This window comes from Yoonia ponticola (assembly GCF_014199395.1).
GTDB lineage: Bacteria > Pseudomonadota > Alphaproteobacteria > Rhodobacterales > Rhodobacteraceae > Yoonia > Yoonia ponticola.
On the sequence record NZ_JACIJM010000005.1, the window covers coordinates 274,481 to 290,244 of the forward strand.

Below are 15,764 nucleotides of genomic sequence, written 5' to 3' on the forward strand. Positions count from 1 at the left end.
TGAGCGAGAACAGCCGCGTGAATAGGGCCGGACTGGATTGAGTCGTGGTCGCAAGAAAGAGGTATTTACGATGTTGAACTACCTAAAGCTTATTGCGTTAGGCATCGTTATTTTGTTTTCAGCCGTCGCGTCGAGTTACGCGCGGGATTTGGCGTATCAAGTCCATGCTGTGTTAATCATGATCGTCGCGTCGGGTTTGTTTTTCTGGACGCTGCGCCAGACGGACGAGCCTGTCGTTTACGTTGACACCAATGGCTACATGGACGGCGTGATCCGCGCTGGCGTGATTGCTACGGGGTTCTGGGGCTGTGTCGGGTTCTTGGTGGGTGTTGTCATCGCGTTTCAACTCGCCTTTCCAGTGCTGAACATTGAATGGGCGCAACCCTACGCCAACTTTGGTCGCCTACGCCCACTGCACACCAGTGCGGTGATTTTTGCGTTTGGTGGCAATGCTTTGATCATGTCGTCGTTTTATGTGGTTCAACGCACGTCGGGGTCGCGCCTGTGGGGCGGCAACCTCGCGTGGTTCGTCTTTTGGGGCTACAACCTCTTCATTATTTTGGCGGCAACTGGCTATGTGCTGGGGTCCACCCAGTCCAAAGAATACGCAGAGCCGGAATGGTACGTAGATATTTGGTTAACCATCGTTTGGGTCGCCTATCTGGTCGTCTACTTAGGTACGATCTTCACCCGCAAGGAAAAGCACATCTACGTGGCGAACTGGTTCTTCCTGAGCTTTATTGTCACTGTCGCCATGCTGCATATCGTCAACAACCTCTCGATCCCTGTGTCGATCTGGGGCAGCAAATCGGTCCAAGTCTTCGCCGGTGTCCAAGATGCCATGACGCAGTGGTGGTACGGCCATAACGCGGTTGGTTTCTTCCTGACGGCGGGTTTCCTCGGGATGATGTATTACTTCGTGCCGAAACAGGCAGGGCGTCCGGTTTATTCGTACAAACTGTCGATCATCCACTTTTGGGCGCTGATTTTCCTCTACATCTGGGCGGGCCCACACCACTTGCACTACACCGCTTTGCCAGACTGGGCGGCGACGCTGGGCATGGTGTTCTCGATCATCCTTTGGATGCCATCGTGGGGCGGTATGATTAACGGTCTGATGACGCTGCAAGGCGCGTGGGACAAGCTGCGCACCGATCCGATTATCCGCATGATGGTTGTGTCACTGGCGTTCTACGGCATGTCCACTTTCGAAGGACCGATGATGTCGATCCGCGCTGTGAACAGCCTGTCACATTATACTGACTGGACCATTGGTCACGTGCATTCTGGCGCGCTTGGCTGGAACGGGATGATCACTTTCGGGGCGATCTACTTTATGACGCCGCGACTGTGGGGTAAGGCGAGCATGTATTCGATGTCCGCAATCAACTGGCACTTCTGGTTGGCCACAATCGGCATCGTTTTATACGCCTCATCCATGTGGGTCAGCGGCATTATGGAAGGCCTGATGTGGCGCGAAGTTGATGCGCAAGGTTTCCTTGTGAACTCTTTCGCTGACACCGTGACTGCAAAGTTCCCGATGTATGTGGTGCGTGGCTTGGGCGGGGTTCTGTATCTCGCTGGCGGCCTGATCATGGCGTGGAACATGTTTATGACCATCCGGGGTGGCAAACACGTCACCGCCCCGGTCGGCGTCCCAGCAGAATAAAGGAGCCGCAGATATGGCTAATAATACAAAAATACCGGACGCTGCTGATGATCCCAAGGTCAAGACATTATCTGACCTGCCCGATCACGTTCCGAACGAGTTGCCGCATCAAACCGGTTTTCTCAATAGGCACCAAATTCTGGAACGCAGCCCGACATTGCTACTGATCGGCTCATTCCTTGTGGTGACGATCGGTGGGATCGTGGAAATTGTGCCGCTGTTCTACTTGGAAAACACCATCGAAGAAGTCGAAGGGGTGCGCCCATATTCACCTCTCGAATTGACGGGTCGGGACATCTACGTGCGTGAAGGATGCTACAACTGTCACAGCCAGATGATCCGTCCGATGCGCGACGAGGTGGAACGCTACGGGCATTATTCATTGGCTGCAGAGTCGATGTATGACCACCCGTTCCAATGGGGGTCAAAGCGGACCGGACCTGATGTGGCCCGTGTCGGTGGGCGGTATTCTGACGCTTGGCACGTGGATCACTTGATTGATCCGCAGTCCGTTGTGCCGGAATCGATCATGCCGAAATATGCGTTCCTCATGGAGACAACACTCGACGGCGAATATGTCCAAGACCTGATGGAAACCCACCGTATGGTCGGGGTTCCCTACACCGACGACATGATCGCCAACGCACGCGCCGACTTTGTCGCCCAAGCGGATTACGACAGCGATTGGGATGATCTGATTGCGCGTTATCCAAAGGCGGTTGTCAGCAACTTTGACGGGCAACCGGAACTGACCGAGATGGATGCGCTTGTGGCATATCTTCAGATGTTGGGCACGTTGGTCGATTTCTCGACATTCACACCAGACGCAAGCCGCTAAGGAGACGGATCATGGATACATATTCTTTCTTGCGCCAACTGGCCGATAGCTGGGCTTTGCTTGCGTTAACGTTGTTCTTTTTGGGCACAATCGTTTGGGCGTTTCGCCCCGGTAGCCGCGATGTTCACAATGACGTCGCTGACATCCCGTTTCGCAATGAAACTGTGCCGGTCGATGACGCAGACACGCCAGACACGGGGGCAAAATCATGAGCGATCCGAAAAAACACCAAGATATCGACAAAGAAACTGGCGTCGAGACAACGGGTCACGAATGGGACGGCATCAAAGAACTGAACAACCCGTTGCCGCGCTGGTGGCTGTGGACCTTCTATCTGTGCATCGTTTGGGGCGTCGGCTACATGATTGCCTACCCCGCGTGGCCACTGATCAACGGGGCTACCGCTGGCGTGTTGGGCTATTCCACACGGGGCGAAGTTGCAGCCGAAATTGACCGCTACAAAGAGCAAAACGCGGATTTGACCTCGGCCTTGGCTGCGGTGGAACTCGCGTCTCTGGGCGATGACGAAGCTCTGAACCGCTTTGCTGTTGCGGCAGGCGGGGCCGTATTCCGGACCAATTGTTCGCAGTGCCACGGTTCTGGTGCGGCGGGGGCAAAAGGCTACCCGAACCTTCTGGACGATGATTGGCTCTGGGGCGGGACTATTGACGATATCGCCTACACCGTGAACCACGGCATCCGAAACGAGACCGATCTGGACGCGCATTGGTCACAGATGCCAGCTTTCGGTGATGTTCTTGAGAAAGAAGAGATTTCTCAGGTCGTCCACTATGTGATGTCGCTGTCCTCGACGGAACATGACGCGACATTGGCCACCGCAGGTGCCGTGATCTTCGACGAACAATGCAGTTCTTGCCACGGTGTAAATGCCGAAGGTGATACCAGCATGGGTGCGCCGAACCTTGGCGATGCGATCTGGCTTTACGGCGGCGACGAGGCGACTTTGACCGAAACCGTCACCTATTCGCGGTTTGGCGTCATGCCTGCATGGGGCCCGCGTTTGACACCCTCTGATGTGAACGCTGTTGCGGCCTACGTGCATCAACTTGGTGGTGGCGAATAGCCGCGATCTAACACAGATAGCCCCGCGTGGTGTAGTTCCCGCGTGAAGGCTGTGTCGCCTCCGGTCCTGTTCGCACAGCCGGGGGCGATTTCATTTTGTGCAACAGGTCATCATAGGTGCAAGCTTACGCCTTTTTCGCGCTGCATTTGCAAGGTACGAGGGCCAAAGTTCTCTCGAAAGGCCCGTATTATGCGTATTCTTCCAGTTTCAGTACTGCTCTTATCAGCTGCCGCGATGTCAGCATGCGAAACAACACAAGATCAGGCAACGATGTCGGGCTTTACCTCGCCATCCTCAACAGGTCGGATTTCCGGTGACTTATCTGGCAACCCGGTTGTGCCGATCATTGATGAAGACGGCGACGGCTTCTCGTTCACGGCTGGTAGCGTCAGTGGCGAAGGCCTCAAAGCGGTTGCTGGGTTGGTTGCTGGAACCGACGTGTCGTTCCGGCCAAGTGTTGGGTCAGCAAGCTACGACGGGGTATATGCGTTGACATATGTCGATGATATTTCGTTGGACAACGGCTATATCAGAGGGGAACGCGATGCGACCTCTGGTGCAATAACGCTGACGGCTGACTTTGCGCGGGGAACGCTGGTCAGTTCGAATAGTCCTGTCACCGTGAACGGCAAATTGGATGGACGAGATCTGTCCGGCACAGTCAGTTATCGCGGTGTGAATGGCCAGCTCGACGGTCTGGTCGGTGGCGATAAAACCGTTGGCGCATTCCACGGTAACAACGCGAACCTGATTTACGCGGGTGGTTTCATTGCCTATCGCGAATAGTTTGATTCAGGTCAAAGCCGCCTAACGTCTGATCCTGTCTAGTAACCTTGCGAACAGGTTAGGACGAACAGATGACGACTCCCCAACCCCCGAAATTATTTGCGCCGCAGGAACCCATATTCCCGCGGCGTGTTTCCGGTTTTTTCCGCACGCTCAAGTGGTGGATTATGGCCGTGACCTTGGGCATCTACTACCTAACCCCATGGATACGCTGGGATCGTGGTCCGGCACTGCCTGACCAAGCGGTCTTGATCGATATGGCGCATCGCCGTTTCTATTTCTTCTGGATCGAAATCTGGCCCCACGAATTCTACTTTGTCGCGGGCCTGTTGATTATGGCGGGCCTTGGCCTGTTCTTGTTCACATCGGCGCTGGGCCGTGTGTGGTGCGGATACGCATGTCCGCAAACGGTGTGGACCGATCTATTTATCCTTGTCGAACGCTGGATCGAAGGCGACCGGAACGCCCGTGTTCGTCTGTGGAAGGCGGATTGGAATTTTAAAAAGTGGCGGATGCGGATCACCAAATGGGCGGTCTGGCTGTTGATTGCGATCGCGACAGGTGGGGCGTGGGTGTTCTACTTTACGGACGCGCCAACGCTGGCGCGCGACCTTGTTGCGGGCACGGCCCATCCGGTCGCGTATTCCACCATCGCCGTGTTAACCGCGACGACATTCGTTTTTGGCGGTTTCATGCGCGAGCAGATTTGCATCTACATGTGCCCTTGGCCGCGGATCCAAGGCGCTATGATGGATGACGATACGCTGACCGTTGCCTACCGCGACTGGCGGGGCGAACCGCGTGCGAAAAAACGCCTCGAAGGGACCGGCGATTGCATCGATTGCATGGCTTGCGTCAATGTCTGTCCGATGGGCATCGACATTCGCGAAGGCCAGCAGATGGAGTGTATCACTTGTGCGCTGTGTATTGATGCTTGCGACGATGTGATGGCCAAGATCGGCAAGGCGCGCGGCTTGATCGACTACCTCGCACTGGCTGACGAGCCTGAAGAACGCGCTGGCAAACCGCCGAAACCGGTGTGGAAACACGTACTACGCACCCGTACCGTTCTCTACACGACGCTCTGGTCGCTGATCGGTTTTGGATTGGTCTTTGCACTGTTCATTCGCGCCGACATTGACCTGACCGTAGAACCTGTTCGCAATCCGCAATACATCGTGATGTCAGACGGTTCGGTGCGCAATACCTACACGCTACGCTTGCGCAACAAACATGGCGAGCCACGTGATTTTGAAATCTCGCTGACGTCCGACGCCGCTTTACAGTTGTCGCTTGAGGGGTTCGACACGAACGTCATGACCGTCGCCCCTGACAGCACGACCCAAGCACGGGTCTACGTGATTTCAGCGCCGCAAGACGCGGCAGCAACGGCGGGAACCACAGCGCTTCGGCTTTGGGTTGAGGACGTGGAAAGCGGCGAGCGCGCACACCGCGACACCGTATTTAATGGAAAGGATCAATGATGACCGCGACCACAGGAAAACCGCTGACCGGACGCAAGGTTCTGTTGATTATGTGTTCGGCGTTCGCGGTCATTATCGGCGTGAACCTGACATTGGCGTACAAAGCCGTGTCCACTTTCCCAGGCTTGGAGACCAAGAATTCCTACGTGTCCAGCCAGACGTTTGACGCCAATCGCGCCGCCCAAGAGGCGCTGAACTGGGACGTCGCAGCTTTTGTCGAGGCAGGTCAATTGCGCCTCAGCATCATGCAAGACGGTGTGCCGGTTGTGGTCGATATCCAGTCTGCCGTTTTGGGGCGTGCCACAAATGTCGCCCAAGACCAGACCCCTGTTTTGGCATTCGACGGGCAGCATTACGTCGCACCTGTTTCGCTCGCCAAGGGGAACTGGAACTTGCGGCTGGTGGCGCTTGCTGAAGACGGGACAACGTTCCAGCAACGGATCATCGTCAGGACCCAAGAATGAGCATTTCGGCCTGCCCAGCCTGCAGCGCTGCCCCTTTGGCGCAATCGGTTGCTGCCACATCAGCGGGGCAGGGCGATCTAATCTTGTCGCTGCCGGAAATTCATTGTGCAGCGTGCATCGGCGGGGTCGAACGCGCCTTGCAGACCGTGCCGGGGGTCAATTCCTCGCGCGTAAACCTAAGCCGCAAGCGCGTTGTGATCGACGCGCCAGATGTGTCGCCAGAGACCGCGATCAATGCGCTGGCAGATGCTGGATACACGGCGCTAGAGCTGGACAGCACGCTGCTGGAAAGCGCTGATCGTGACGTGCAAGGCCGCGCGATGATGTTGCGTTTGGCCGTCGCGGGCTTTGCGATGATGAACGTGATGTTGTTCTCGGTCGCCGTCTGGTCTGGGGCCGCCGAGGCCACCCAAGTCATGTTCCACTGGATTTCAGCCGCTATCGCCGTGCCTGCCTTGGCGTTTTCCGCGCAGGTGTTTTTCAAACATGCGTGGTCGGCGCTGCGTGTGGGCCGCTTGAACATGGATGTGCCGATCTCGCTGGCGATCATTTTGGCGGCGGGCATGTCGGTCTACGAGACCACGCAAGGCGGCGACCATGTCTATTTCGACGCGGCGCTGTCGCTGACGTTTTTCTTGCTGATCGGGCGGTATCTTGACCACCGGACACGCATGGCGGCACGGTCGGCGGCGCAAGAACTCAGCGCATTAGAAGTCCCGCGTGCGACAAAACTGATCGAGGGAAAACCGACGACAGTGAATGTCGCGGATTTAGCCGTTGGCGACGCGATTGTAGTGCATTCTGGGATGCGCGTGCCTGTGGACGGCGTCGTGACCAATGGGCGATCAGAAGCAGATCGTTCGTTTCTCACTGGCGAAAGCATGCCGCTGGACGTCGGGCCGGGCGATGTGGTCGCTGCGGGCGACGTTAACCTGTCCGGCCCGTTAACCATCAACGTCACAGCGGTTGGCGAAGACACAACATTGCGCCAGATGGCGGTCTTGGTTGAATTGGCCGAAGGGGCGCGCAACCGCTACACGGCGCTTGCGGACCGTGCTGCGCGGATTTACGCGCCCGCCGTGCATTTACTGGCGTTCGTGACCTTTGCTGGTTGGATTATCGCGTCCGGCGACATGGTTCTGTCGCTGAATATCGCGATTTCGGTGCTCATCATTACCTGCCCATGCGCGCTGGGCCTCGCGGTGCCTGCGGTGATGACTGCGGCGTCTGGGCGCTTGTTCCGCCGTGGTTTATTGGTGAAAAACGGCACCGCGATTGAACGCATGGCCGAAGTCGACACGGTGGTTTTCGACAAAACCGGCACCTTGACCCAAGGCGTCGCACGGATCGACACGGATGTGCTGACGCCGGACCAAATGTCAGTTTTGGCCGCCTTGTGCGCGGGATCAAGTCATCCGGTATCGCGAGCAATTGTCGCGGCGATGCCTGCCGATGTAATCGCAGCGCCTGTTGTTGATATCCGCGAAGCTGCAGGTCTAGGCGTCGAAGGCGTGTGGAACGGTAAAATCGTCCGTGTTGGCCGCGCAGAGTGGGTTGGCGCAGAACGATCACCAGCGCTGTCCATCGGTCACAATAATCCAGTGACGCTGAATTTCGTCGAGACCTTGCGCGATGGGGCGGTGGACGCGGTGACGCGGCTTAAGGCGGCTGGATATAACGTCGCGGTGTTCACCGGAGATACGGCAAATGCCGCCCAGAAACTTGCCACGCAGCTCAACATCACCGATGTGCGCTCTGATATGCGTCCCGAAGAAAAGCTGGCTGCGATCACTGACATGACGCGCGACGGCAAACACGTGTTGATGGTCGGGGACGGCTTGAACGACACGGCGGCCTTGGCGGCGGCCCATGCATCAATGTCGCCCGCGTCTGCGTTGGATGCGTCACGCGCTGCATCAGATATCGTGCTATTGGGCCGTTCTTTGGCTGAAATCCCTGATGCGGTGGCGACTGGCAAATCCGCCCGCGCCCGCGTCATCGAGAATTTTGCAATTGCTGCGGGCTACAATATGATTGCGATCCCGATTGCGGTTGCAGGCTTTGCGACCCCCTTGGCGGCGGCCGTTGCGATGTCGGTCTCGTCCATTACTGTGCTTCTCAATGCGTTAAGATTAAGGTGATCTGATGAATGTGCTTATTGTCCTCGTCCCCGTTTCGTTGGTCCTCGCAATCACGGGTTTGCTGACCTTCTTGTGGACGCTAAAGAGCGAACAATACGACGATCTGGACGGGGATGCGTGGCGGATATTGGTCGAGGACGAGACTATTTCGCCACCGGACACAACCACAACGGACCAGTCGGACGCAGCGTGATACCGGGGTCAACGGCTGGTGTTTGGCCTGTTGGGTGCAGGCGGAACTGGGCATAGACGTGTGCGATCACCTCTGACGCAATTGCACGGGCCATGTGCAGGCCAACGCAACGATGCTGACCTAATCCAAACGGGATATAAGCATGGCGATGGCGGTCGGTTTCCACCGCATGACGCGCTGGATCAAACCTGTCGGGATCGGTCCAGAAATCAGGATGGCGGTGGATAAGATACGGCGAAATCAAAACACTAGATCCACGTGGGATGTCAAATCCACCGATGGTATCCGCCGCGATTGCACGGCGTTCAACGATCCAGATCGACGGATATAGCCGGACGGCCTCTGCGAAGATATGCGCGGGATCTTGTGTCTCAATGCCTGCATCGGGGCTCTGCGCCACGGCGTGAAACGCCCACGCCAGCGCATTTGCCGTTGTTTCGTGTCCGCCAAGCAGTAATGTCACAGCCGCATCGCGCAACTCTTTGTCGTTCAACTGCGCATCGCCGTCAGCCTCGTGCGCCGCAAGCAGGCGGGACAGCAGATCGTCGGGTGCATCGATCTGTCTACGGCGCGTCGCGATTAACTCGAAAATAACGTCGCCAATGGTTTGCACCGCGTCTTTGAATGCGCGCTTGTGAAAAGCAGGCGAGATCATCGATGGGTCCAGCGGGGCTTGCAGTCTGCGCCACGTATCTTCGAGGATCACAGCAAGTGCGGCCTCGACCCGAGCGGCATCCACGCTTGACGAAAACAAAATGCGGGCAGAAATCGCGATGACGAGGTGCATCATTTCGCTCGCGACATCGATCTTGTCGGCAGTCCGCCAGCGATCCAGCATCGGTCCCATTTCGTCGCTGACGATCGCAGATATATCCGTAAACATCTTGGGCTGGAAAATCGGTTGAATAAGCCGACGGTGCCGCGCCCAAGCATCTGCATTCGCTGACAGCAGGCTATCACCGCAAGTCGCGCGGATGCGTTCAACGCTGCGGGTGTTCTTGTCGTAGCGATCCGCATGGCGCGACAGGACATGCGTTATATGATCGGGGTGGTTCACGAGGTGCGCAGTGATCGGGCCAAAGCGCAGGCGCACAACGTCGCCATGATCGCGCGTCGCTTGCCACAACAGCCCAAGCGCGTCGGACGTGAAATCGGCAAGCGATCCCCAGAAAAGGCTGCCTTTCGGGCCGGGTGCGCGCGTCATTTTGGATAACCCCACGTGTCGAAACTACGCGACCAGCGGTCTGCGACAATGGCCTTGGTTTCGGCATCAAGGGTCGAAAAGCTGTTCTTCTTATATCCGGAAATGCTGTCGACATAGGCTTGCGCTTTGGGCCGGTAGTCATCGAAACCCTCCAGCGACAACTGATCGTATACACGGGCCAGTGTGGCCATTGGGTCGGCTTCGACATCATCAAAAGCCACGTCGCAGATGCGGTCCTGCGGGATCAACGCCAAGTCATCAAAATAGGCATCGTACATGACTTCGTGCCGCGTCAGGATATCGTCGTCGATCACGCTCAGGTCGGGGCGCTGCATGTACATATGCCAGCAAGCCGTGTCGAAAAAGTGCCGTTGCGATTGAAATACCCGATACGGATCGCGGTGAATATGGACGAAACGGGCATCAGGAAACATCTCAAGGATCGTTCTGATCCGCGCGGTGTGCGGTGGTGATTTCAACAGCAAAGCACGCGGATCGCTGATCGTCAGCTTTTTGCAGAACGTCACAAAGGCCGACTTCCATGCGTTCACCTTGGCGGGGTCAACATCGTGAAACGTCAGTTCTTTTTCGTAATGCTGGCCCGTTTGCGGAAACGACATTGCCAAATACAATGACCGCTGCGCCATGATCAGCGGGGCAAATTCATCTTCTTGCGGGGATTGAAACGTTAACGGCATGTTATCCATGAACCGCTTTTTAGGGAGTATCCACGCAAAGAGTTTCGACAACAGCTTTTCAGTGGTCAAAAATGTCAGCGGACTGCTGACTTGATACGTGTTCGGGGCGTGGAATTGCGTGTCGTCTTGGGACAGTAAGTCGTGCAAGTGCGTCGTGCCGCTACGCCAATGCCCGAGAATAAACAGTGGCGGTTGCGTGATTTCGGTGGCCTCAATCGCATCGCCGAAACGGCGCTGTTCGATAAACGCATTCAGCGAATTGATCGGACTAACAAGCGTCACAGCAATGGCGCGGTGCAGATATACAGGCGAAATACGGAATTTGTTTTCGGCCAAAACCCGCATCCAATCACCGAACCTGAGCCCCATCAGAAAGTTCTGCTGCAGGCTCCATCGGTGTTTCAGTTTAGGCTTCATACGACGCACCATGTTGATTTTATCGCGGTGAGTGTGGACCAGTTAGGGGCGCTTCGCCAGCGACAAACGGGGATGGGTTCAAAAGCAAACGGCGCCTTTGTTCGGCAACACCGCAAGAATTGCACCACGCAAACTTGCAACCCTTACCCAAGGGCGCGCAGCGAAATGAACCTTGGGTTGTGCTGTGCCGCGCCGAAAAGCAGCTATTTTGCGCGCAAACAGCGTCAAGTCGATATACTTGGCCCTTATCTGGCATCTACAATTGCAAAAAAAGGCAAACTGTCGCAGCTTAGCGCCGCGACTGCGTGAGACCCTCAAATCGAGCTGGGCTTGGCCGCGTCGCACTAAATCACGGCGAATTGACTGCAACGCAGTTTGCCTTAGATGAAATCGCGATGGCCGATGTTGCGCGGGTTTTTTGCCCATGAAGCCATCACAACGGAGACGAATAAATGAAATTGAAATTGGTTAGTGCAGCGGCACTTATCGCAGCGGGCTCTTTGAGCGCGACATCTGCGGCTGCGGAATGTGGCAGCGTATCCATCACCGAAATGGACTGGGCGTCATCCGCCGTGGTGACTTCTGTTGCCACGTTCCTCATGACCGAAGGCTACGGCTGCGATGTGACGGTTGTGCCGTCCTCGACTGTGCCTGCGCTGACGTCTTTGACCGAAACCGGCGAGCCAGACATTTTGACCGAAGTTTGGGCGAATTCCACGCCAGTTTACGAACCGATGGTAGAAGCAGGCACATTGATCGAGCTGACGAATGTGCTGTCCGATGGCGGCGTCGAAGGCTGGTGGATTCCACAATATCTGGCTGACGAACACCCAGAGTTGACGACGCTCGAAGGTATCATGGCGAACCCTGAGTTGGTCGGCGGCATGTTCCACGATTGTCCAACGGGTTGGGCCTGCGACATCATCAACAACAACAACATCATCGCGTCCGGTTTGGAAGACGCTGGTGTTGAACGCTTCCAGCACGGGTCCGGCGAAACTTTGGCAACCGCCATTGCCTCTGCCTACGCGGATGAAGCGCCTTGGTTCGGCTACTACTGGGCCCCAACGTCGGTGCTCGGGAAATTCCCGATGGCGGCTGTCGATCTCGGCGTGGACTACAGCGAAGAAGCGCATCTTTGTAACGGAGACGTCGATTGTGACGCGCCTGTATTGTCGCCATACCCTGTCGCAAAAGTTGTAACTGCCGTGTCCACGACATTTGTTGATCGTGAGCCAGAAGTTGTGGAATTGATGAAGAACATCACCTTTACAAACGCTCAAATGGGCGAAGTTCTGGCGTGGCAGGATGACAATAACGCGTCTTACGAAGAAGCGGCTGTCTACTTCTTGTCCACATACCCTGACGTTTGGGGCGATTGGATCAATGAAGAAGCCACTGAAAAACTGGGCGCACTGCTTCAATAAACCGTTTATACAATGATAATGCCCCCATCTGGTTTTTCCGGGTGGGGGCTTTTGCTTAATAAAATCAACTGGATGGGGATTGATGGCATTTTATGACGGCCTATTTAACGCGCTTGGCCTGCGCGAATGGTGTGACAGAGACGCATCCGACGCGCCGATGTCGATGGCGGATTTGCTCAAGCAAAACAACGCAAACTCCGTTGACCCGAACGCCGAAGTTTTCCCATTTCCGTCTTTGGACAATCTCAATGACGCCTGTTCGTCGATCGGCCAAAGCCGTGATGTAACAGCCGCGATTGAGACTGGATTTCTCGCAGCAAAACCTGCGTTGAAAGCGGTCCTAGACCCGATCACACAGCCGTTGTCTTGGATGTTGGACGGCGCGTTGTGGCTATTTGAAACCACGCCTTGGTGGTTGATGATCTCGGCACTTCTGATCCTCGCATATTATGCGTCGCGCTCGGTTGGTGTGACGATTTTCGTCGCCCTCTCGCTGTTCGTTCTGGGCCTTGTGGACCACTACGACGTCGCCATGCAGACCTTGTCGATTATCTTTGTTTGCACGTCGATATCGGTGATGCTCGGGGTGCCAATTGGCATCCTCATGTCAAAATTTGACCGTTTTCAACGGTTCACGGTGCCTGTGCTGGATTTGCTGCAAACGCTGCCGACATTTGTATACCTGATCCCGCTGATATTCCTGTTTTCTGTCACTGAATCAAAGCTGTATGGGATTGCGATTATCCTTTACGCCATTGTGCCGGTCATCCGTTTGACCGACCTTGGTATCCGTCTTGTTGATAAGGACGTGATCGAGGCTGCGAATGCGTTTGGCATGAATGCAAAGCAACGTTTGCTAAAGGTCGAACTGCCACTTGCGCTGCCCAATATAATGGCGGGCGTTAACCAAACCATCATGATGAGCCTCGCAATGGTTGTTATCGCGTCGCTCGTATCCGCGCCGGGCCTTGGGCGGAACGTGCTGGTTGGTATTCGCCAACTTGAATTGGGCGTCGGGATCGTTGGTGGCATCGGTATTGTGCTGCTGGCCGTGATCCTTGACCGGACCTCCAAAGCTGCTTTGTCCCGCGTGGACAAAGCCAGCCATGCAAACGGGCATTAATGGTGAATGACATGAGCAAAACACCCAAAGTGAGCCTGCGTGGCCTCTACAAAATCTTCGGACCAGACGATCAGGCGATGATGGAACATGTGCGTGCTGGCATGGGCAAGCCCGAGCTATTGGACGAACACCGTCACGTTCTTGGTTTGCAAGATATTAACGTCGATATGCAGGCGGGTGAAATCACCGTTGTGATGGGGCTTTCAGGTTCTGGGAAATCGACGTTGATCCGCCATTTGAACCGTTTGATTGAACCAACCGCTGGTGAAATTCTGATCGACGGCGAAGACGTGATGCAGCTGAACCAGACTGATCTACGTCGTATGCGGCAAGAGAAAATGTCGATGGTGTTTCAAAAGTTCGCACTTTTGCCGCACAGGACGGTGTTGCAAAACGCGGCGATGGCGCTTGAAGTTCAAGACGTGCCAAAGGCAAAACGCGAGGCCGAGGCGACCAAATGGTTGGTACGTGTCGGGCTAGATGGCTACGAAAACCGTTACCCGTCAGAACTATCTGGCGGGATGCAACAACGTGTCGGGATCGCGCGAGCGCTCACGTCAAATTCCGACATTATGCTGATGGACGAAGCGTTTTCGGCCCTTGATCCGCTGATCCGAACTGACATGCAAAACCTTTTGTTGGAACTTCAGCTGGAGTTGAAAAAGACGATTGTGTTCATCACGCACGACCTCGACGAGGCGTTGAAGCTCGCGGATCATCTCGTGATCCTGAAAGACGGCGCAGTCATTCAGCAGGGGGAACCGCAAGGTATCTTACTCAACCCTGCCGACCCTTACATCGAGGATTTTGTCAGCGACATTAACCGTGCACGCGTATTGCGTGTACGTTCCGTGATGTCGCCGCTTGTGGATGGGACTATTTACGCGGGCGACGTCGAAGCCCACGACAATCTCGAAAGTCTGATCGCGTTGTCCGAAGGCGATACGCGCTTGATTTACAGGGTTCTCAAAAACGATGTTCCTATCGGGCAAATGGATATGAAGGTGTTGGTAAAGGCCTTGGTGCCACGCATATCATCAGCAGCTTAATTATTCGTGAATGTCATGCGCCGGGTTCTTGAAAAAAGTGCCCGGCGCGTTGCTTTTTTATACGCGCGTTAACTACCTGTTGTATTCTTGATGCGACTTTAGGGTGTGTGATTTTCCCGTCTGGCGAGAATCGAATCCTGCCGTTACCCATGTGAAACAGGGTGGGGGCCCTCTAATTGTCGAAGGCCATACTGATGCGCTGCCTGTTGCTAATTCTTGCTTTATTGATCCCGCTTGGGACCGCTTCAAACGCGCAATCGCGTGAATTATTGGGCGTGGGTCGATTGTTTTCAAACGATTATCTTGGCGATGGTCGCGACCGGTATCAAAGTGGCAGTTATGCGCGTAGCTATGTGCGTGGGCCGTCGGATTGGGATGGAACACCGCAAGAATTCGGCACGATTCGCGAATATCGGCTGCGCTCCGGCATCATTGCGTCTGACGGCATCGCGACAGCGCCCGGTGATCGACCTTACGTTGGTATGCTTTCTTTCGGTGTGCACAGTCATTTCGGCCACGACCTGTTCCGAGGCAGTGTTGGATTAGATGTCACGGCAATCGGACCGCAAACCGGCGTGTCCCGTTTTCAAAAACGGGCACATGATACGCTTGGTTTGGCACAAGTCCGCTATACAAACCGACAGTTGGAAGACGATTTTTTCATTGGCATGACGGGCGAAGTTGCGGAGAATGTGCCGATTGCGCCTGGTATAACTGCTCGTCCGTTCGCGGAATTGCTGGTCGGTCCAGAAGATATCGCGCGCTTTGGTGCCGATGTGGTTTTGGGCAGCAACATCACCAGCGACGTTTTGATCCGTGATGTTGTCACCGGCCACCTGTATCGCGGCACAGAAAATCCCGATTTATCCGGCTTTTCCCTTGTTTTCGGGGCGGACATGGCGGCCGTTGCCGACAGTGTTTACTTTCCCGAAGACAGCGGTGTGATACCAACTGATCGTCGCGGGCGCGTGCGGGCAGGAATGCATTGGCAAAGCGAAAGCGACACCAGCTTATTTTACGGTTTGACCTACCTCAGCCCCGAATTTGAAGGGCAGCCAGAAGGGCAAATTACCGGATCACTGAAGCTTAATTTCAACTTCTGATTAAGAACTTACACGATATACTTGACGCTCCTTGATCGCAGCGCGTCTTCAGGCCTAAGCTGAACCAAGAACGTTGCACGAAAA

15 protein-coding genes are annotated in these 15,764 nt (G+C 55.4%); 13 read left to right on the plus strand and 2 right to left on the minus strand.

Annotation, left to right across the window (positions count from 1 at the left end; all coding sequences use genetic code 11):
- Positions 1-70: 70 nt before the first annotated feature.
- From ccoN to ccoS, 9 genes are all read left to right on the plus strand, one after another.
- Entirely contained in the window at positions 71-1,669 is a 1,599-nt protein-coding gene (gene ccoN / locus FHS72_RS10770; RefSeq protein WP_183528920.1) for a cytochrome-c oxidase, cbb3-type subunit I, read from the plus strand.
- Between the two features lie 13 nt (positions 1,670-1,682).
- Positions 1,683-2,507 (plus strand): cytochrome-c oxidase, cbb3-type subunit II, encoded by an 825-nt coding sequence (gene ccoO / locus FHS72_RS10775; RefSeq protein WP_183528922.1) that lies wholly within the window; start codon positions 1,683-1,685, stop codon positions 2,505-2,507.
- 11 nt (positions 2,508-2,518) lie between these two features.
- The gene (locus FHS72_RS10780; protein WP_183528924.1) at positions 2,519-2,719 is read left to right on the plus strand and encodes a cbb3-type cytochrome c oxidase subunit 3; all 201 of its coding nucleotides are present in this window, start codon (positions 2,519-2,521) and stop codon (positions 2,717-2,719) included.
- The gene (ccoP, locus tag FHS72_RS10785; RefSeq protein ID WP_183528926.1) at positions 2,716-3,591 is read left to right on the plus strand and encodes a cytochrome-c oxidase, cbb3-type subunit III; all 876 of its coding nucleotides are present in this window, start codon (positions 2,716-2,718) and stop codon (positions 3,589-3,591) included. Before FHS72_RS10780 ends, ccoP begins: the two co-directional genes overlap by 4 nt.
- Positions 3,592-3,780: 189 nt before the next feature.
- Positions 3,781-4,377 (plus strand): HupA family protein, encoded by a 597-nt coding sequence (locus tag FHS72_RS10790; RefSeq protein ID WP_183528928.1) that lies wholly within the window; start codon positions 3,781-3,783, stop codon positions 4,375-4,377.
- 71 nt (positions 4,378-4,448) lie between these two features.
- Positions 4,449-5,861 carry a cytochrome c oxidase accessory protein CcoG gene (gene ccoG, locus FHS72_RS10795; protein ID WP_183528929.1) on the plus strand — a complete coding sequence of 471 codons (1,413 nt, stop codon included), beginning with the start codon at positions 4,449-4,451 and terminating at the stop codon, positions 5,859-5,861.
- Positions 5,861-6,325, plus strand: a complete 465-nt coding sequence (locus FHS72_RS10800; protein ID WP_425511119.1) for a FixH family protein — start codon at positions 5,861-5,863, stop codon at positions 6,323-6,325. The genes ccoG and FHS72_RS10800 overlap by 1 nt, the downstream gene beginning before the upstream one ends.
- The gene (locus tag FHS72_RS10805) at positions 6,322-8,466 is read left to right on the plus strand and encodes a heavy metal translocating P-type ATPase (protein WP_183528933.1); all 2,145 of its coding nucleotides are present in this window, start codon (positions 6,322-6,324) and stop codon (positions 8,464-8,466) included. Before FHS72_RS10800 ends, FHS72_RS10805 begins: the two co-directional genes overlap by 4 nt.
- A gap of 4 nt (positions 8,467-8,470) precedes the next feature.
- Positions 8,471-8,659: a cbb3-type cytochrome oxidase assembly protein CcoS gene (gene ccoS / locus FHS72_RS10810; RefSeq protein ID WP_183528935.1), complete on the plus strand. Its 189-nt coding sequence runs from the start codon at positions 8,471-8,473 to the stop codon at positions 8,657-8,659.
- On the opposite strand, the gene FHS72_RS10815 is transcribed toward ccoS, so the two are convergent.
- Together FHS72_RS10815 and FHS72_RS10820 are read right to left on the minus strand one after the other, a co-directional pair.
- Positions 8,610-9,863: a cytochrome P450 gene (locus FHS72_RS10815; RefSeq protein ID WP_183528937.1), complete on the minus strand. Its 1,254-nt coding sequence runs from the start codon at positions 9,861-9,863 to the stop codon at positions 8,610-8,612. The genes ccoS and FHS72_RS10815 overlap by 50 nt on opposite strands.
- Entirely contained in the window at positions 9,860-10,978 is a 1,119-nt protein-coding gene (locus tag FHS72_RS10820; RefSeq protein ID WP_183528938.1) for a sulfotransferase family protein, read from the minus strand. Before FHS72_RS10820 ends, FHS72_RS10815 begins: the two co-directional genes overlap by 4 nt.
- 452 nt (positions 10,979-11,430) lie before the next feature.
- Here FHS72_RS10820 and FHS72_RS10825 point away from each other — a divergent pair, with 452 nt between their 5' ends.
- From FHS72_RS10825 to FHS72_RS10840, 4 genes are all read left to right on the plus strand, one after another.
- Complete coding sequence (locus FHS72_RS10825; protein ID WP_183528940.1) at positions 11,431-12,405, plus strand: glycine betaine ABC transporter substrate-binding protein; 975 nt, start codon at positions 11,431-11,433, stop codon at positions 12,403-12,405.
- A gap of 82 nt (positions 12,406-12,487) precedes the next feature.
- Complete coding sequence (locus FHS72_RS10830; RefSeq protein ID WP_183528942.1) at positions 12,488-13,528, plus strand: ABC transporter permease; 1,041 nt, start codon at positions 12,488-12,490, stop codon at positions 13,526-13,528.
- Between the two features lie 11 nt (positions 13,529-13,539).
- Entirely contained in the window at positions 13,540-14,577 is a 1,038-nt protein-coding gene (locus FHS72_RS10835; RefSeq protein ID WP_183528944.1) for a quaternary amine ABC transporter ATP-binding protein, read from the plus strand.
- A 194-nt stretch (positions 14,578-14,771) separates the two neighbouring features.
- On the plus strand, positions 14,772-15,680 hold the full coding sequence (locus FHS72_RS10840) for a lipid A-modifier LpxR family protein (protein WP_183528946.1): 909 nt from the start codon (positions 14,772-14,774) through the stop codon (positions 15,678-15,680).
- The last annotated feature ends 84 nt before the right edge of the window (positions 15,681-15,764 follow it).